Source organism: Microcoleus sp. PH2017_05_CCC_O_A (assembly GCF_020738785.1).
Taxonomy (GTDB): Bacteria; Cyanobacteriota; Cyanobacteriia; order Cyanobacteriales; family Microcoleaceae; genus Microcoleus.
Window position 1 is genome coordinate 1 of record NZ_JAEQCB010000094.1, and the last position, 18,437, is coordinate 18,437.

The window sequence follows — 18,437 nt, forward strand, 5'->3', positions numbered from 1 at the left end:
ATTGTCGCAGCAGCGAATCCCCATGTTGTGGCAAATGTTTGTGCACAAACTCTTCCATCTGCGGTTTCGTCAGCGCGCACATCTCCAGTTGTTTCTCAATTCCCAAAGATCCGCCAAGCGCCAAATCCCGCGTCGTCAAAATCATCGGCGTATCGGAATTGTCGTCGCGAAATAGCTGGAATTCATCCCGCCGTTGTTTGGATGGCATCTCATTCACGCCATCCAGCAACAGCAGCAATTTGCCATCCAGCAGTAAATCATCCACGTCTTCCGGGCTAACCCTGAGTTTTGCTTGTCGAAATTCGGCACGGATTGCTTGTACGATCGAGCGATCGCTCCTCAACTGCACTAATATCGGAATCGGGCGATCGCAATCCTTGAGTGCTTCCAGTGCCAATACCCACCGAAAACGCTGCAAAACCGTCGATTTTCCCGAACCGGGCTTCCCCACTAACAGCACATTTCCGTCGCGCAGGTATTTGCGGATTCCTGCGAGCACTTCCAGGCGAACTATTTTCGTTTTTGGTTGATTTTTTGGGGTTTGGGGCGATCGATCTTCCGGTGAAATTTCCACCCGCACCTCCACCTGTAAATCTGTCAGCGTGTAGAGATCCGGTTGGCTTTCATAGGACTTAATTAGGGATTGCAGATATTTAGGAAAATCAACTGGTGTTGCCATTTGATTGTAGATTTTAGAATATAGATTGATTATAGAATTTCCAGGTATGTAGTTGCGCTTCAGCGCTCTTTGCTTATATAAAGAAAGAGCGCTGAAGCGCAACTACGTACCTAATTCCTGTGCTCTTTCATATATAAAGAAATAAAGAGCGCCCAAGCGCAACTACGTACCTAACAACTACCAATTCCTAACCGTGCAATTCTCCATTAGGCATAATCGTGCCGCGGAATTGAGCGCCCGCTAAATTAGCCGTGCTCAAATCAGCCCTAATCAAACTTGTACGGTGCAAAATAGCATCCCGCACATCAGTTCGAGCTAGATAAGCATCAGTCAAATCAGCTTCACTCAAATTCGCTTGATTAAAATTAGCACGACTCAAATCAGCCCGTACCAAATTAGCACGACTCAAATCAGCCATCACCAAATTAGCATTACTCAACTTAGCATCAGGAAGAAACGCACCGCGCAAATTAGCACCAGCCAATTCAGCATCAATTAACACAGCTCTTTCCAACTTAGCATTTGTCATCACAGCCCAGGAAAAATTTGTTTCTACCAAAGTTGCTTCAGTTAAAAATGTGCCATCTAAAATAGCTTGGTTCAAATTTGCCTGAGTCAAATTTGCTTCCCGCAGAGATGCTTCAGTCAAATTCGCTTGACTGAGATTAGCTTTAGTCAAATCTGCACCCAGCAAATTGACACCCCGCAAATCTGCACCTTGCAAATTTGCACCCCGTAAATTTACACCCTCAAAAATCCGCTGTTCCTTCCGGAAATTCGCACCACGCAAGCAAGCACCGCGTAAATCTGCACCTTGCAAATTGACGCCTCGCATATCTGCATCAGTCAAATTTGCATCGATAAAAACTGCCAAAGAAATGTTGGCTTTGCGAAAATCTACACCTTGCAAACTAGCTCCGTGGAAGTCGGAATCAGACAAATTTGCTCCGCTTAAGTTTGCCTGATTTAAGTTAGCACCCGAAAACTTGGCATTAGTTAAATTGGCGCGCTGAAGGTTAATTCTGTTCAGGTATGACATCGTTAAGTTGGCACCCCAGAGATCAGCACTGCTTAAATTGACGCCAATTAAATCTGCACCGCTCAGATGAACGCCTCTCAGATTCATACCTTGAAAATCAAGTTCTCCTGATGTATATCGCCTTAAAATTTCGCTAGCATTCATGTTGTTTTGTTGTTAATTATTGAGAAACTCTACTTGCTATTTAGAGATTGATGGTAGTTATAGTCTCTTAAAGAAGGACGAAAGTTTGTGCAACCCCAAATTTGTATCTGGGAATTTAATTAGTTTTATTCACAAATTCTTGAGTCCAATCGACTGTTTTGTTGCCTAACTGACGCCCGTGAATTTTTACATGAGTCAGAGATGGTGATTTTAAAGTACCCAGTTTTTTGTAAATGTATGTAGCTGTATCCTGTTGGCTTGGGACTTCGGCAGACTCCAGAATGACGTGGAGCCAACCCTCTTTAAATCCCGCTGTGGCAGTAATTCCCCTGGGTTGTAGCAATTGATTGATCAAAATGGCGATCGCCTTTGGTTTGCCTTGTTTTGCCATTTCCACAAGCTGATACTGATTTGGTTTGTGGCTAGAGTTTTGTGGCTCTGTTGCTGAACTATTTTCGGCAATATTCTCCTGGATTTCAGCAGGAGAACCCCCGCTTTCTTTTGACTCAACTTCGCTCAGCATTTCCATTAATTTGTCAGTAAATCCCTGAACTTTTGCTACATAATTTCTGAGATTTTTATATTTCCAATACAAACGCTCCTCGGCACTTTCTGTAGAAAATTTTCCGTTCATAGCAGCTTCTAAGTCGCTGAATATTTGTTCTATTTGCGCCGTTGTGAAGTTAGCACTTTGGCTGACTAAGCCTTTCATTTCCTCTTCCAATCCCAACTTGCGTTTGATGGAATCGGTAATATTGATAGTAACAGGAGCGGCTGGTTCTACACTTTCGACAATGGTCGGCATTTCTGCAACTTCGTCTGTTTCTACCAATTCCTGTCTGACATCAGCAGTGGGATTATTGCTGCTGGTTTTTGAGTCTTTAAACTGTATATTTTCTACCGGAGCAGGCACTAAGTAACTCTTCTGGGGGTCATAATGATAGTGAGCCGGAGCAGCTTGAATGATCTGAGTAATATCCCCAGGTTCAAAATATTCGTTGCGCCTGTCAACCGGGACAATATCTTCATAAAAACTGTTGTTTAAATGCGTCTGATCGTAGTCTTCGGTAGACGAATCTTCGCTAACCGAATCTTCGGCTATATCGCGTTCTTCCTGTTGCAATTTTGCGTAACAAGGATTCATTGCTTTGATGATCACGCTAGCTGCTTGGTCGCATTCGTCGGTGTTGTCGAGTTTGCCCGCAGTTCCGTACAAATTAGATTCGAGTTCGGCCAGGCTGCCACAGACATTAAATAGTTGTCGCAGCAGCTTGTCAAGTTCTTGGGTTTTAAGCAGCAGCCAATCGCGCTCGCTAAAAGTGAAGTCGTGATAAAGAGTAGAAAAAATGAGGATTTTTGCTCTCAGCGGATTGGTTTGCTGTACAATTTTTTGTCGGACATCAAACAAATTTCCGGCGTCTCTTTCTAGCGACTCTCCTGCGGGCAGTTGCGAATTGAAGTGGTCATCAAATGCAGGTGCTTCGTGACCACCAAAATTAGATATATTTGTTTCTAATTTGGTAAAATCTTGGTACTCGTAAAGCCTGCTCAGTTGGCAGACGATTTTATCTGCGACTAAGGCGTACTCGGTTTTTTTGTTAACCTTGGCAACGATATTGTTTAAAACTGTTTCAATATCTTCTAACCTGCTGTATTTAGCACAGATTTCTTCGATCAACTTTCCTACATCTGCGCTGGCGAGTTTTGCCGGATCGTTTTCCCAACTTTCTTTACAAGCAAAAAATATGATTTTTTTAATGCGCGAAAGATTGAGATCTTGTTCAAATTCGCGAACAACTTCATCTAAAATAGATAAAGATTGCATAGTTTTCCTCTCCCAAAAAATACCCTATTAGTCGATTTTAGATTTTAGATTTTAGATTTTAGATTTTAGATTTACTCTCACATTGAATCAAAGGAACCCGAACAGGAGTGTAAAATCTTAGTATCTCCACGACTTAAGTCGGGGACTTGTACCCGTTTTTGGGCGAGTCAAGAGTCAGCGATAAATAATAAAATCATACCACATTTGATAAATGCAAGACTTTGATGCGATCGTAATTGGCAGCGGTATTGGCGGCTTAGTGGCGGGTGCGATGCTGGCTCGCTACGGCAAAGGGGTACTCGTCTGCGAGAGCCACACCATAGCGGGGGGGGCTGCTCACAGCTTTTCGCGCCGGGGATTTCATTTTGATTCGGGGCCTTCTTTTTATTGCGGTTTGAGTGACCCCCAGTCGCTGAATCCTTTGCGGCAAGTCTTGAATATTTTGGAGGAATCGATCGCAGCTATTGCCTACGATCCCCTGGGGCATTACCATTTTCCTGAGGGAAGTTTGCCAGTTTATGCTGATGCGAGAAATTACTTAGATGCTGTAGCTAAATTCGCACCGCAAGGCGCTATAGAATTGCAGCAATTTCAACAAAATTTATTAGTTTTGTATGAAGGTTTGCGGGGAATTCCGGCTTTAGCACTGAGATCCGACTGGCAGTTGATACCCGTGTTGCTGTCTCGCTACTCGCCTGCTTTGCTGAAGCTTTTGCCGTCATTAGGTGCGATCGCCAGTTCGGCTGGTACATTAATGGATAGGGACGTGCAAGATCCTTGGGTGAGGCGTTTGATCGATTTGGAGTGCTTCTTGCTATCGGGCTTGAAAGCGCATGGAACCGTCGCGCCAGAGATCGCTTTTATGATTGGCGAACGATCGCGATCGGCGATCGAGTATCCTGTAGGTGGCAGCGGTGCGATCGTCGATGCTTTAGTTCGAGGCTTGCAGCGCTGGGGTGGAAAATTGCGATTGGGAACACCAGTCGAGCAAATATTAGTTGAATCTGGTAAAACTACGGGAGTTCGCTTGCAAAATGGCGAAATTATCCGCGCCCCAATTGTGATTTCAAATGCTACAGTTTGGGATACTTATACAAAATTACTGCGCCCTGAAGATTTGCCGGAAAGTTACCGAAAAACTGCCTTATCGATGCCCGCCGTAGACAGTTTCATGCACCTGCATTTAGGCATTAAAGCCGAAGGAATCGAAGGCTTGACCGGCCACCACGTCGTCGTTCATGACAGCAAGGTTGACATTACAGTACCCGGAAATACCTGCATGATTTCGATTCCGACTGTGTGGGATGCAACTCTTGCACCGCCGGGACATCACGCGATTCACGCCTATACATTGGAACCTTACGCAGGCTGGGAGTATGGCGGCGGTTATCAGGAAAGGAAACAAGAGCGATCGCAATCTCTGTTCAAAGCTTTAGAAAAAATTATACCGGATTTGCGATCGCGAATAGTCCTGGAGTCGATCGGCACACCGCTAACCCACGCCCGATTTTTGCACCGCTATCAAGGAACCTACGGGCCTGCAATCGCCGCTGGAAAAGGCACATTTCCGGGGCCGCAAACACCAGTCAAAGGCTTATATCGGGTGGGAGACAGCACCATGCCCGGAATCGGGGTTCCCGCCGTCGCAGCATCGGGTATTTTGTGCGCGAATACCCTAGTCAATTCCGACATCACAGCACAATTTTTGTAAACCCAGCCGCCACAGGTTCGTAGTAAGGACTTTAGTCCTCTTATAATTTTAAATAGGACTAAAGTTCTCACTACGAACACTTTATCCACCAGCGGCAAAAGCGCCCATAACTGCGATCGACAAAGCCAAACCGGGCAACAGCAGCATTCCTAACATCAAAGCATCATGTCCGCTCATAACTTTCTCCTGATACCGACGTTCGATAGCTTATCATACCCACCCAGATTTCGCCACCGCCTTAACAATTAAAACCGACAGATTGATTCAGGAGTCACCGGGCAAATCTTATTTACAATCGAATTTCCGCGCAAGTCAAGCGTCGTTAGCTTTTGCAAAGATTGCAGTGGACTGATATCGGAAATTTGATTGTTGTACAAGTCGAGTACAAACAAATTATTCAAAGCTTGCACCGCGCTGATATCAGCAATCGGATTATTGAACAAATAAAGTTGAGTCAAATTAGTTAATGATTTCAGCGGAGTAATGTCTGAAATTTGATTGTTGCCAAGGTTCAGCTCAACTAAATTAGTCAAACCTGCCAAAGGACTAACATCAGATATTTTATTTTCAAACAAAACCAGTTTATTTAATTTAGTCAAAGCTTTCAGCGGAGTTAAGTCCGATATTTGATTCTCGAATAGAAACAGCGTAGTGAGATTTTTCAAAGCAGCCAGCGGACTGATATCCGATATTTGATTTTTGTAAAGGTAGAGTGTCTGAAGTTCAGTTAAATTTGACAGAGGAGCGATATCTGATATTTGATTTTTGTACAGAATCAGCGCCTTTAAGTTGGTTAAAGTTTTCACGGGACTGATGTCAGAAATTTTGTTATCAAACAAGACAAGTTCGACAAGATTAGTTAGACGCGCCAGGGGACTGATGTCTGATATTTGATTGGTATCGAGAACGAGTTTAGTCAGATTTGTTAGAGATAAAAGCGGACTGATGTCTGATATTTGATTGACATCTATTATCAGAGTTTTCAGGTTGGTTAAAGATTTCAGGGGAGCGAGGTCAGATATTTGATTGCTACTAAGATTTAGATTAGTAAGTTGAGTGAAAGATGACAGGGGACTGATATCGGTAAGTTGAGCAAGTTTAAGATTTATTTCTGTTGTATTAGCAAGCACTTCGTTAGCTCGATCGCACTCGGTAGTATCTGATATTTGCAACAGTATTTCTACGGTATGTTTCGCGCCGGGAGAGAGATTATCTTTGTGCTTACACCAATCGGGAAAGTTATTATAATTTGTTGTCATAGGTTTTACCTGTTAGTTCTTAAGGTACGTAGTTGCGCTTCAGCGCTCTTTCTTTATTATATGAAAGAGCGCTCAAGCGCAACTACATACCTGTACCTGCACGTGTAAATCTTACATTTCCCGTAAATCTAGCAATTATGTCTAATTTGTGAATCGGATTTTTGCGGATTTTGAGAAATGTTAGCAAAAATTGTGTAAAGTAATCTTAACATCGTTTATTGCATTCATTTACAGGAGCCAACAGCCGACTATGACGCCAGAACTAATTTTCGATGTAGGTAATGTCTTCGTTTTGCCTTTCTGGGCAATTATGATTTTATTGCCCAACTGGGGAATCACCCGCAAAGTGATGAATTCCTTTATTCCGTTTGCCGTGCTCGCCGTCTTGTACATATATTTGTTTGGTAGCAGTCTGACTCCAGAAAATGCGGCTGCTTTGTCCAATCCTAAGTTGGCAGATATTGCTAAGTTTCTGGGGGAGGAAACGGCTGCTGCTACGGGATGGATTCATTTTTTAGTGATGGATTTGTTTGTGGGACGCTGGATTTATTTGGAAGGACAACGGACGGGTGTTTGGACTGTTCATTCTTTGGCTTTGTGTTTGTTTGCTGGGCCGATGGGATTGCTTTCTCATATTTTAACTGCTTGGATTACTGACAAGTTTTTCCCTAGTTCTGATGTGGTGGAAACTGCTAGTCCTTCGGTTTAAGCAGAGGGTTTTCAATAGTTTGGATGTTAATCATCCATTTGTTGATGCAGGTTTTAGTGATGAGGATTTAAGTTGAGATTTATGGATGCGGACTGAAGTCCTCACTACTAACCTGTAAGAAGGACTGAAGTCCTCACTACGAACCTGCTAGGGGCAGGACTAAACGGGCGACAATTAAGTTATTTTCTAATATTTCTAAGGAAAAGTCCCCCCCCATTAAGCGTACTGCTCGCTGACAAATTAAGAGATTTTGCCCGATCGACCTATTTGACGTAACGGCCAATATATCGCCGTGGAAACCGCCGTTGAAGCCGGCAAGTAACTTTCGATCGCACTCGCCACTATCAATCACAGATAATTCTAGCCATTCTTCCCCCAAAAGTTGAGAGCGAATCTCAATCTTATCGCCAGCTCCAGAACGCCTGCAAGCCATCGCCAGCAACTCGCACAGGATCAAATCCAGCTTGATGCTATCTCCGCGAACTCCCAAAGTCTTACCCGCAGGCAGCGACACAGCGGTCTCTCTGTTCACTTCCAGCAAGATTCCCGACTGTTTGACCAGGGGGGCCGTGCGATCGAGCGATCGCCTCAGCCAAGCGCTCACAGGAACCGCATCTTGTCCGAATTGCGGCCGCCACTGTTCCTGTTTCAGCACCAAATGAATTGACCCCAAAGCATTGCCAATTTGCCGCAAAACCTGTTGGTAGCGCAAGGTTTTCAGAGCATCTTTTTGTTCCTTCGCCGACTGCAAAATCGACTGGCTCAACTCTCCCAACTCCTTGAGGCCCGCTGCCACAGTGCGGTAAAAATCCTCGAAACGGCGCTGCTTGTACCAGTTGAGCATCTCCAGATCCAATCGCTGCGACTCCTGCGCCGATTGCACTGCCACATACCTGCGCCGCCAAGCCAACTGAGATGCCATCGAACTCAGCAAATTCACCGACAACTCCGACCACTGGCGGCCCGGAGCGTCCGCCACCACCACAATGCCCAAGGGAGCGTGTTCTGGGGCACTCCGCAGCGCCACTGTCATAATTTCGCCAATTCCTGGACTCCGCAGCCACCGCTTTGTCGCCAGCAGCACTTGGCTCATACTCTGTTGCAGCACGCCTCCTGCCGCCAGGGTTTGTTGGATCAAAGCGTCTGTTTGGACAGGAATCAGCGCCTCGGGATTCAGGGCAAATACGGGATTGGCAGCTACTGCGGCGGAGATTGAAGCTGCCTCGTAGCCTGGATTCCAAGTAATTACTGCCACTAAAGGACAGGCAATTGTCTGGGAAACGTGTTCGGCAAAATGACGATCGAGCTTTTGCAGCGGCAACTCTGGGAACATATTCGGCGAAGCAACAGATTTCTGTTGTGGAGATTGTGGCTCGCCCGAATGCTGCAACAGCGCCAAACCCGATTTGATCGATCGCTCAAATTCCTGATATTTGTCAATTTCCGAACTCTGCTGCCAGGAGTGCAGAATCAATCCTAACTGTTGGCTGACTACTCGAACTAATTCTCGCTCCGATCGCCTCCAAGTGCGAGTTGCGCTGTGCCCGACAACCAGCAAACCCTCGATCGATTTTCGATTTTCGATTTTCGATTTTCGACTGGGGTTTTCTCCCTCGGACTGTTTTGTGCGAGTGCTCGATGCCAAAAGCGATCGCACCCCCGCTTCCGCCAGCACTTCCCGCCAAGCGCCCAACCGCCCGTCTTCCTCCCAATTTTCGATCGCCAGAGGTTCCGCGCTTTCTTGCACCAGCCCCACATCAGCCACATCAAGGGCGTTGAGTGGCGACGGTACTTGTCTGCGGTTGCGGGGCAGATTTTGGGAGACAATTTCAAAGCGATTTTGTTCTTCCCTGTACAACAACAGCAAAAAGTATTCGCACTTGAGCCGAGAGCACAACTGCTCCGCCGTATTTTTCAAAGTCGCCTCCCAGTCAGCATCGCTGTAGATGGCGCGAGCGATGCCGGCAGTTAAATCTCGATCGAGCTGTGTTTGCTCAATCCTCTCCTCCATTTCCGACAGAGGAGCCGTCAGAGCCACTAATTGCGCCGCTCCCCGCAGGTACTGTTTTTCATTGTCTTGCCAAATCCGCGGCTCGCCAGCTTCCACTGCCAAAAATCCCAACAATTCCCCTTCCAAAACAATCGGCGCCGCCAACAGAGAGCGAGCGCGAATTTGCTGCATCAACCGCCCCGTCAGCTCAGTTTTCAGAGAACTGTGAGATTCACCGATCCAAACTATTTGTTGGGCCGCTAAAGCCTGATAAAATTCGCCCAAGTCTTGCACAGTAATGCCCGAAGCCGGTCGGATCTGGCCCAAACCAGGAGCAATTTGGCGGTTGCTAACTCGGCGCCAAAAATAGCGCCGCTCTCGCTCGAACCAATAAACATTAGTGCGCGTCGGCTCAATAAATTCATGGGCTTGTTCGACTACCGCTTGCAAATATTGGTCGAGCGATCGCAATTCCCGCAACTGCGAAATCAGTGCTAACAGAGACTCATCCGGGCGTTTGACCTGTTGTCGCTGCCAATCTTTTTCTATTTGATAAAGAGCAGTTGCCAGTGCTCCAAATACGATCGCCAACTGCGTTTTTTCTGCCGAATTTGGCGCAGAACCCCACACGTCTGTCCCCAGCAGAATCACACCGTAGCAGCGGTCTTTGTAGCGCAACGGAAACAGAGTCGTGCCTTGAATATTGTAAGTTTGAGCCGCTTTGCGCCATTCTCCGGCCCTGTTTTCCGATCGCAAATCCGGGACTCCCACGGGCCGGAGCTGAATCACCACTTGTTCCAGCAAATCCCCCGGAGTCAGGGAAAACCGCTGTTTGAGAAAAGACAAGTCACCGTTAGGAGTCATGCCGCCTTTCCCTAACAATCGGTGCGCCTGTCGATCGTACAACCCGATCCAAATCAACCGCCAGTCAAATTCCGCTTGCAAGTAACCGAGTGCCGTCTCCAGCAGCACTTCCACATTCTCCTCTTCTCGGAGAGTCTGGAGCACGCGCTCCAGCCCCGCGATTTGTTCGTCTAAATCCTTCGCTCTTTGCTCCTGCCCCATGTCCCAGATTCCCCACACCTTTGTCCAATTTCAACTTACAAACTTAAAAATTTCAAAATTTAAAATGGAAAAGAATCAACCTATAATATAGTCGTCTAAATTATGCTTCAATCTAAAATGTCGATCCGGTCGATCGCAGTAAAAGTAAAAATCTCACCTTCCCAGGGGAGCAGCTCATTTTTATAAAAAGCATTTTATTGTATATATATAGTGCTGTCCCGGCTCGCTTGGTTATAACCGCAAGCGAGCGGGGACAGCACTATCAAGGCAAAACTGAGATGCTCCCCCTTTCCAGTCTCCTGCTGACTATTTTTATTTCCCTTCTGATTTCTCATTTGTCAATAGCCCCAGGACAAGTCATTGGATATTTATCAATTAGGTGTGCGCCCGCTGTTGTTTTCAGTATTGAAAACCGATGCCGAGTGGCTGCACAACCGCACTCTTCAAGTTCTAGAAATAGCAGCCCGAACCCAGTCTAATCCTGCCACCAGTCAAATGCTCTCTCGATTGCAGAAATCTTTGGGAGTCCAAGATTCTCGCCTCGAACAATCGAAGTGGGGACTGAGCTTTAAAAATCCTGTCGGCTTAGCCGCAGGATTTGATAAAAATGGCGTAGCTGCGGACATTTGGGCAAATTTTGGCTTTGGCTTTGCCGAACTCGGTACAGTCACCTCCCAAGCGCAGCCGGGAAATCCCCAACCTCGGTTGTTTCGCTTGTCTGCTGACAGTGCAGCCCTCAACCGCATGGGATTTAACAATCAAGGAGCCGCGGCAATGGCAGCCCGGTTTCAGGAAGCACAGAAAAAGTTAAAATTAGACGGCTCGCGCCCCATGCCTGAGCCTCCTTTCCCCTTGGGCATCAATCTTGGTAAATCTAAGGTAACACCGTTAGAGCTGGCCGCAGCCGATTATTTGGAGAGTTTTAAGCTGCTCAAAGATTGGGGCGACTATTTTGTAGTCAACGTTTCCTCTCCCAATACGCCTGGATTGCGATCGCTCCAAGATGCTGCTGGGCTTAGCACAATTTTGGAAACTTTGCAACAAGAAAATCGGGGAATCAAGCCAATTTTAGTCAAGATTGCGCCGGATTTGGAACCAGAGGCGATCGCATCCATCCTCGACTTAGCAAAAACCTACCAACTAGCAGGAATTATCGCCACCAACACCACGATCCGCCGCGACGGATTGAAAACCCAAATCTTGCCAGAAACAGGCAAACCCATCGCCGAAGAAGCGGGCGGAATTAGCGGAATACCAGTGCAAGTGCGATCGACAGAAGTAATCAGATTTATCTGGCAATATACCAAAGGCGAATTACCAATAATTGGAGTAGGTGGCATTTTCACCGCCGAAGATGCTTGGGAAAAAATTGCCGCCGGTGCGAGTTTAATTCAAGTTTACACAGGTTGGGTTTACGAAGGGCCTTGGATGGTACGCCGAATTTTGGCAGGCTTGCTGCAAAAGTTAGAAGAAAAAGGATTTAATTCAATTTCAGAGGCCGTTGGTTCGGAAAATATTAAATAGTCGAACATTTTTCAAGGTACGTAGTTGCGCTTCAGCGCTCTTTCATAGATATAAAGAAAGAGCGCTGAAGCGCAACTACATACCTGGATCTGAGTACAGCACTTAAAAAAAATGCTTACATAATAATCTGACACCAAAATAGCAGCTTATCCAAGCACTTTTTCAAGAGTAATAAAATAAAAGTTATGAGCGCTGCGTTCAAGATTTTAGCCCTTAAAAATAGGACTAAAGTCCTCACTACAAACGGGGTTGTTTATCAAGAACAGCAAATTATTTAAGTTCAAGAGTTGTCAGTTTTGAGTCAAACAAAATTGCCAACGCAACTCACAACTCAGAACTCGCCAGTTGCGGTAGCGCTCCCTAAATTACTTGCGTTTAGAAAATTCTGAAATCTTCCAATCTATGCTCGCCATCAAGAAACGTTCTAGAGCTTTTAAATTGTCTTGTTGGATATTTTGAATAAGTTGAAACGCATTTTCAGACTGAACATTTGCCGAAAATTCGTCAGCGGTTGCTGGTGCTTTTTGCGATTGGGCTGGTTCAGAAGACGCCTCAAATCTGATTTGTGGGTGCTGATTTTCTTTTTCAGTCATTTCTGAGTCACCTCCTTGAGTGATTAGATACATAACCATGACTACAAATACAACTTATCTGTATCCGGGATTTGGGAAGTAAATTTTTCAGTCCCCGAGAATCGCAGTTACCAAGAGACTTGAAAGTTTTGAGTTCAGTTATCAGATATCTTCAACAGCACTTATGCACTTTCCCTCAGAAACCCATTCTTTTTGGGTAAGTCCTGTTGAATTAATACCTCGTATTTTCCGATAAAATAACCGCGATCCGGTTTTGAGTGAGGAATGCGAGTCCTCCATACAAACTAATTTCATTGCGCTCGTGACCGCAGGCACGATATTACCAGACAGAATTGGTTGAAAGCCCGCCCGCCCGGGAGAAATTAAAATCACGCTATTCATTACTCCAATCCTCTTCCTTCTAGGTAGAGGTCGCTCTTAAACTGTCAACTGTCAACTGTCAACTGTCAACTGTTGAAGCATTCCTAACTCACACACTGCCAGTGATGCACATCACTGAATTGTTATATTTACTTAACAGTAATATTTCCGAAATTCTGATATGGTTAAAGCTTAACAATTAATTTGACTGCGATCGCTCTCAAGCTGAAAGCAAGGGTCTGGAAAATATTAAGAAACTGAAGGTGTAGAGCCGATGGCGATTTATGTTGATACAGCAATTGTAGCGGAAGCCATACGGGCGAGCAAGTTCGGGTGGATAGCGGGAATTACTACTAATCCCACACTTTTGGCAAAAAGCGAGCTATCTCCTGAAGAGACACTAAAACAACTGGCACAACTGATTTCCGGGGAAGTCTATTATCAGCTAACAGCATCTGATTTTGATGGCATGGTAGTAGAAGGAAAGGCAGCTTTTGGATTAATTGGACAACAGACAGTTTTGAAAGTTCCAGCAACGGCGGCGGGCTTCCAAGCAGTAGCCCATTTGTCGCCGGAAATTCCTTGTGCAGTGACGGCTATTTACAGTGCAGCCCAGGCCGTTGTTGCCACAGAAGCCGGCGCCAAATATGCGATCGCCTACGTGAATCGTGCCACCCGATTGTTGGGAGACGGTTTTGCTTTAGTGCGGGATATGGCAAATGTTTTGCAGAGAACGAATACAGAGATTTTGGCAGCCAGCATTAAATCGCCGGAAGAAGCGGTAAAGACTTTATTAGCCGGCGCTCATCATTTGACATTACCTTTGGACGTATTGCAAGCAATGGCCGTTCACGAATTGTCCCAGCAAACAGTTGATGAATTTGCCAAAAACGGGCGAGGAATTAGTTATTAGCTCATGTAGATAAAGGGCAAATCCAAACTTGTACTTTTAAATGTGAGGGCTTATGACAATTACTCGCGTTTCTGTAGACTCAGCAGGCAATCAAGCGAACAATGACTCCTACAGCCCCTCCATCTCAGCCAATGGTCGGTTTGTGGCGTTTACTTCTGCTGCCTCCAACCTCGTGCCGGGGGATACTAACAATAACAACAACATCTTCGTGCGGGACACGCTCACCAATACCACCACCAACGTCTCTGTAGACTCAGCAGGCAATCAGGGGAACCGTAACTCCCGCCGCCCCTCCATCTCAGCCGACGGGCGGTTTGTGACGTTTTCTTCTGCTGCCTCCAACCTCGTGCCGGGGGATACTAACAATACAGACGACATCTTCGTGCGGGACACGCTCACCAATACCACCACCCGCGTGTCAGTAGACTCAGCAGGCAATCAGGCGAACGATGCCTCCGGCCGCCCCTCCATCTCAGCCGACGGGCGGTTTGTGGCGTTTTATTCTGATGCCTCCAACCTCGTGCCGGGGGATACTAACAGTAGCGGAGACATCTTTGTGCGGGACACGCTCACCAATACCACCACCCGCGTCTCTGTAGACTCAGCAGGCAATCAGCAGTATGGTAGTAGGAGCTTCTTCAACTTCCCCTCCATCTCAGCCGACGGACGGTTTGTGGCGTTTGATTCTAGTGCCTCCAACCTCGTGCCGGGGGATACCAACGGTTACACAGACATCTTTGTGCGGGACAGGCTCACCAATACCACCACCCGCGTCTCTGTAGACTCAGCAGGCAATCAGGGGAACAGTGTCTCCCAAACCCCCTCCATCTCACCCGACGGGAGGTTTGTGGCGTTTGAGTCTTTTACCTCCAACCTCGTGCCGGGGGATACTAACAGTAGCGGAGACATCTTCGTGCGGGACACGCTCACCAATACCACCACCCGCGTCTCTGTAGATTCAGCAGGCAATCAGAGGAACTTTCGCTCCGACAACCCCTCCACCTCAGCCGACGGGCGGTTTGTGGCGTTTGAATCTGGTGTCTTCAACATAGTGGGTACCAAGACCTTCGACATCTTCGTGCGGGACACGCTCACCAATACCACCACCAACGTCTCTTTTGACTCAGCAGGCTATCCGGAGGAGGGAGGTAATCCCTCCATCTCAGCCGACGGGCGGTTTGTGGCGTTTTATGCATCTCCCTCCAACGTAGTGCCGGGGGATACTAACAATACAGACGACATTTTTGTTGCTGACACCAGCAGCACTCCAAACGTCATCAACGGCACTCTCGGCAACGACAACCTGACTGGCACAAGTGGCAACGATATCATCAACGGTTTGGAAGGTGATGACGTGCTGACCGGTTTGCGGGCTAATGATGTCTTAAATGGCGGCGACGGCAACGATATCCTGTCTGGCGGCAAAGGTTTTGACACCCTCAACGGCGGTTTGGGCAACGATAATCTCGTCGGCGGCTTGGGCAACGATGTATTTGTTTTAGGTACGGGGTTGGGAATTGATACCATCTCTGATTTTGCCAACGGCCAAGATACCATTCAATTAATTAATGGTTTGACCTTCGGACAACTATCAATTTCTGCTGGAATGAACGGCACATTAATTGGAGTAGCCAGCAGCGGTGAAGTTTTAGCATTTTTGACAGGCGTTCCTCCCAATTTCATCGGCACTGAAGATTTCTTCTCTGTTTAAAGATAGGGGAAAAGCTGAAAATACCCTTCAATTATATGATGGTTAATTCACCAGAGATGATATAATTGCTACTTGATTATTAGTTATTTGCACTCTTCTAATCACAAATAACTAATAACCAATAACTAATAACCAATAACAACTGACTAAGGCATTCGCCAAATCTTAATCGTGCGATCGGGACTGCCGCTCACCAAAGTCTTGCTATCTCTGGCAACAGCCACAGAATTCACAAACTGGCCGTGACCAGAAAGAGTGTTTCTTTCTTTCCCCGTCTTCAAATCCCACACTATAATATCTCCGCCCCCGCTGATCAAAGTGCGACTATCGGGACTAAAAGCGATCGTCCTCACCCAGCTCGAATGGCCTTTAAAAGTGCGAGTGCGCTTCCCGTCTTGCACGTTCGACAGACGGATCGTATTGTCGCTGCTAGCGCTAGCCACAACTTGACCGTTCGGGCTAAAAGCCACAGCATTAACCGCGCCCCCGTGGCCAGTGATAATTCTTCTGACTTCTCCGGTGTCAAGATTCCACAAACGCACAGTCTTGTCCTCACTGCCACTAGCGAGAGTTTGACCGTCCCGGCTCAAAGCGATCGCGTTTACTCCTCCGGTGTGACCGGTCAAAGTCAGCAACCTGCTGCCGGTTCTGACATTCCACAAGCGAACAGTTTTGTCATCGCTCCCGCTAGCCAGATTTTGACCGTCGCTGCTGAAGGCGATCGCGTTGACAGGGGCTTTGTGAGCAGGAATTGTCCGCACCCGCCGCCCCGTCTTCAAATCCCACAAAATCACATTATTGTCATTGCCGCCGCTGGCCAAAGTCGAATTGTCCGGGCTCACCGCTAGCGTGCTAACCGATTTTTTAGAATGCACCGGATTCAGAGTCCGCACCAGGCGTCCCGTCTTCAGATTCCAAATTCTAATCGTCCCAAAGCTGGCGCTGACCAAAGTTTGACCGTCCGGCGACAGGGCGATCGCATTTACACTTCCGACATTATCCAAACTTCTTTGCAAAAACTGACTGCTAGGCAAACTAGAAAGCAGCCACAACGGATTTGCCGGAAACACCCCGTAACGCATCGAACCATAAATTTGAGACGCGCCAATACCCAGCATCAAAACAGCAGCGCCCGCCACCAACTTCTTTTTCCAATCTAAAACCTCTTGCTCCGACTGGTTCAAGCCACCAGAATTCAGAGGTTTGAGGCGGTTGATGGAAGTCTGCTTCGTCGCCCCAGACACCCCGGAAGTTCCGCGAATTTTAGTTTGTCCCGTCGTCGGCAACTGAGTTGGTAACTGAGTTTCCGCACCGTCAAGATTAATTTCCTCCAAGCACTGCAAAACCATCTGCGGACTTTGAGGTCGATTTCCGGGAAAAGGCGCCATCAGGTAATCGATGACATTAGCCAAGGGGTCGGAAACCTGAGGAGCTCCTTTGCGCCACATTAATCTGCCCGTGCGGGGGTTCTCTGGGAACGCAGTCGGTGGCTTCCCAGTCAACAAATAAACAAAAGTGCGCCCCAGAGCAAAAAAATCCGACTGCGGAACAGCCTTGCCATTAGTTTGTTCGGGCGGGGTATAGCCAGGGGAAACAATACCAGTGACATTTTGCCCCTGGCCCACCTTAGCGAAATAAGTCGCCGACACTTCCCGAGCAGTCCCGAAGTCAATGAGCACTAGCTGCCCGTTCGGCTTGCACATAATATTGTGCGGCTTGATATCCCGATGAAAATAGTTGAGTCGGTGAACTTGGTCTAAAATTTCCGACAGTTGTTTGAGCCAGTTCAGAGCTTGTTCTTGACTGATCGGGCGGCCCCGATGTTTCAGCCAGTCTTGCAAATTGGCCCCAGCAATTTTCTCCATCACCAGACAGTGAAAAGACTCTGTGCTGTGAGCTGGCGAAAATGTAAAATAACCGTCGCGATCGACCTTTGGAATACCTGGATGTCTCAGCCTGACCAATACGTCGGCTTCTTGCTTAAACAGTTCTACAGCTTTGGGATGTTCTTTCAGCAGGACTTTGAGCACTCTTCGGGCGCCGTTGTCGTCCACTTCAAATGTTCTGCCAAAGCCACCGCCTCCGAGAGGCGCGACTAGCCGATATCTACCTTGCAACAAAAGTTCAGACCCGCAGTGGATGCACGCGGATTTACCAGAGTTGGCTGGATCGGAGGGATTCGGGCATTTGGGATTGAGGCAATAACTCACGAAGCCACATAACCCTGATTGAGGTTGCTGCTACACAAAACTTAGCTAAACTTTCTCAAGTCTCACTATTCAATCAAGATTGCTCTTGAAGGGTCTGCTTCCTGCTTCACCCAAGGGAGTCGGCTTTTAACGAGTTGTGGACTTCCTTCTCGACCTTAACAGGCTGGCTAGTACAGACATAACTGCGGTTTACAAACCGGATAATTGAGCCTTGGTTTTCGGCATTGCAGATATCATAGCCTTTCTAGACTTATCTTGTCCAGCGAGCTTTAACTAAGTTTAGATAACTATTTCGCCCTGTAAGTTAACCTCTATCAAGTTTTACTTTGGCACTCTCAGCACTCTTGGTGACTGAGATTCTTGGTTCAACGAAGTCACTTGCTTGCGACTGGATTACTCCAGGTCAAGTAAAAGTGTCTTCTCCTGAAGCGTAAATTCCGGTATGCCCTACCGTACTCGATCGTCTCGATCTAGTCAGGTTTTCGTTCAAATACGAGTTTTCCTAGACGGCAACACCGATCGGTGTGACTGCGTACTCAACAATCCAGTTAAGTTTTTACGTTGTCTAGTTATACTCAATTTTCAACCTGCGACGATCGTATCACACCCAGTACAAGACTGATGAGCACTCTTGATTTAAATCCTTCGCGTCGCTAATGTCAAGCGGAGTGAACTCTAGCTCGTTTTCCGCTTTCCATTGTACGA

At 46.9% G+C, this 18,437-nt stretch carries 12 protein-coding genes; 5 read left to right on the top strand and 7 right to left on the bottom strand.

Going from position 1 to position 18,437, the window contains the following annotated elements:
- The 3 genes from JGK20_RS21495 to JGK20_RS21505 all read right to left on the bottom strand — a co-directional run.
- A partial coding sequence (locus JGK20_RS21495; RefSeq protein WP_293232077.1) for an NACHT domain-containing protein occupies positions 1 to 679 on the bottom strand: 679 nt, incomplete at its 3' end.
- Positions 680 to 866: 187 nt separating this feature from the next.
- Positions 867 to 1,862: a pentapeptide repeat-containing protein gene (locus JGK20_RS21500; protein ID WP_293210368.1), complete on the bottom strand. Its 996-nt coding sequence runs from the start codon at positions 1,860 to 1,862 to the stop codon at positions 867 to 869.
- A 115-nt stretch (positions 1,863 to 1,977) separates the two neighbouring features.
- The gene (locus JGK20_RS21505; protein ID WP_293223828.1) at positions 1,978 to 3,687 is read right to left on the bottom strand and encodes a hypothetical protein; all 1,710 of its coding nucleotides are present in this window, start codon (positions 3,685 to 3,687) and stop codon (positions 1,978 to 1,980) included.
- Positions 3,688 to 3,898: 211 nt separating this feature from the next.
- Between JGK20_RS21505 and JGK20_RS21510 the strand changes: the two genes are divergently transcribed.
- On the top strand, positions 3,899 to 5,398 hold the full coding sequence (locus tag JGK20_RS21510; RefSeq protein WP_293189280.1) for an NAD(P)/FAD-dependent oxidoreductase: 1,500 nt from the start codon (positions 3,899 to 3,901) through the stop codon (positions 5,396 to 5,398).
- 245 nt (positions 5,399 to 5,643) lie between these two features.
- Here JGK20_RS21510 and JGK20_RS21515 read toward each other — a convergent pair whose 3' ends face one another.
- On the bottom strand, positions 5,644 to 6,657 hold the full coding sequence (locus JGK20_RS21515; protein WP_293210366.1) for a leucine-rich repeat domain-containing protein: 1,014 nt from the start codon (positions 6,655 to 6,657) through the stop codon (positions 5,644 to 5,646).
- 250 nt (positions 6,658 to 6,907) lie between these two features.
- Between JGK20_RS21515 and JGK20_RS21520 the strand changes: the two genes are divergently transcribed.
- On the top strand, positions 6,908 to 7,366 hold the full coding sequence (locus JGK20_RS21520) for an ABA4-like family protein (protein WP_293174365.1): 459 nt from the start codon (positions 6,908 to 6,910) through the stop codon (positions 7,364 to 7,366).
- 136 nt (positions 7,367 to 7,502) lie between these two features.
- On the opposite strand, the gene JGK20_RS21525 is transcribed toward JGK20_RS21520, so the two are convergent.
- A complete protein-coding gene (locus JGK20_RS21525; protein ID WP_293232079.1) occupies positions 7,503 to 10,439 on the bottom strand; it encodes a GAF domain-containing protein in 2,937 nt (978 codons plus the stop codon).
- A gap of 342 nt (positions 10,440 to 10,781) precedes the next feature.
- On the opposite strand from JGK20_RS21525, the gene JGK20_RS21530 reads away from it, so the two are divergent.
- Positions 10,782 to 11,945 (top strand): quinone-dependent dihydroorotate dehydrogenase, encoded by a 1,164-nt coding sequence (locus JGK20_RS21530; RefSeq protein ID WP_293174371.1) that lies wholly within the window; start codon positions 10,782 to 10,784, stop codon positions 11,943 to 11,945.
- Positions 11,946 to 12,310: 365 nt separating this feature from the next.
- Here the strand turns inward: JGK20_RS21530 and JGK20_RS21535 are convergent, their stop codons facing one another.
- Entirely contained in the window at positions 12,311 to 12,538 is a 228-nt protein-coding gene (locus JGK20_RS21535; protein WP_293174374.1) for a hypothetical protein, read from the bottom strand.
- Between the two features lie 634 nt (positions 12,539 to 13,172).
- Between JGK20_RS21535 and JGK20_RS21540 the strand changes: the two genes are divergently transcribed.
- A complete protein-coding gene (locus JGK20_RS21540; protein ID WP_293232081.1) occupies positions 13,173 to 13,811 on the top strand; it encodes a transaldolase family protein in 639 nt (212 codons plus the stop codon).
- A gap of 52 nt (positions 13,812 to 13,863) precedes the next feature.
- A complete protein-coding gene (locus tag JGK20_RS21545; protein ID WP_293216490.1) occupies positions 13,864 to 15,522 on the top strand; it encodes a calcium-binding protein in 1,659 nt (552 codons plus the stop codon).
- A gap of 146 nt (positions 15,523 to 15,668) precedes the next feature.
- On the opposite strand, the gene JGK20_RS21550 is transcribed toward JGK20_RS21545, so the two are convergent.
- A complete protein-coding gene (locus JGK20_RS21550; protein ID WP_293187182.1) occupies positions 15,669 to 17,732 on the bottom strand; it encodes a serine/threonine-protein kinase in 2,064 nt (687 codons plus the stop codon).
- Positions 17,733 to 18,437 lie beyond the last annotated feature (705 nt).

What these genes read in the sequence shown, in the direction of transcription:
- JGK20_RS21500 (WP_293210368.1), bottom strand. Translation starts at nt 1,862, where the DNA reads ATGAATGCTAGCGAAATTTTAAGGCGATATACATCAGGAGAACTTGAT.
- JGK20_RS21505 (WP_293223828.1), bottom strand. Translation starts at nt 3,687, where the DNA reads ATGCAATCTTTATCTATTTTAGATGAAGTTGTTCGCGAATTTGAACAA.
- JGK20_RS21510 (WP_293189280.1), top strand. Translation starts at nt 3,899, where the DNA reads ATGCAAGACTTTGATGCGATCGTAATTGGCAGCGGTATTGGCGGCTTA.
- JGK20_RS21515 (WP_293210366.1), bottom strand. Translation starts at nt 6,657, where the DNA reads ATGACAACAAATTATAATAACTTTCCCGATTGGTGTAAGCACAAAGAT.
- JGK20_RS21520 (WP_293174365.1), top strand. Translation starts at nt 6,908, where the DNA reads ATGACGCCAGAACTAATTTTCGATGTAGGTAATGTCTTCGTTTTGCCT.
- JGK20_RS21535 (WP_293174374.1), bottom strand. Translation starts at nt 12,538, where the DNA reads ATGACTGAAAAAGAAAATCAGCACCCACAAATCAGATTTGAGGCGTCT.
- JGK20_RS21540 (WP_293232081.1), top strand. Translation starts at nt 13,173, where the DNA reads ATGGCGATTTATGTTGATACAGCAATTGTAGCGGAAGCCATACGGGCG.
- JGK20_RS21545 (WP_293216490.1), top strand. Translation starts at nt 13,864, where the DNA reads ATGACAATTACTCGCGTTTCTGTAGACTCAGCAGGCAATCAAGCGAAC.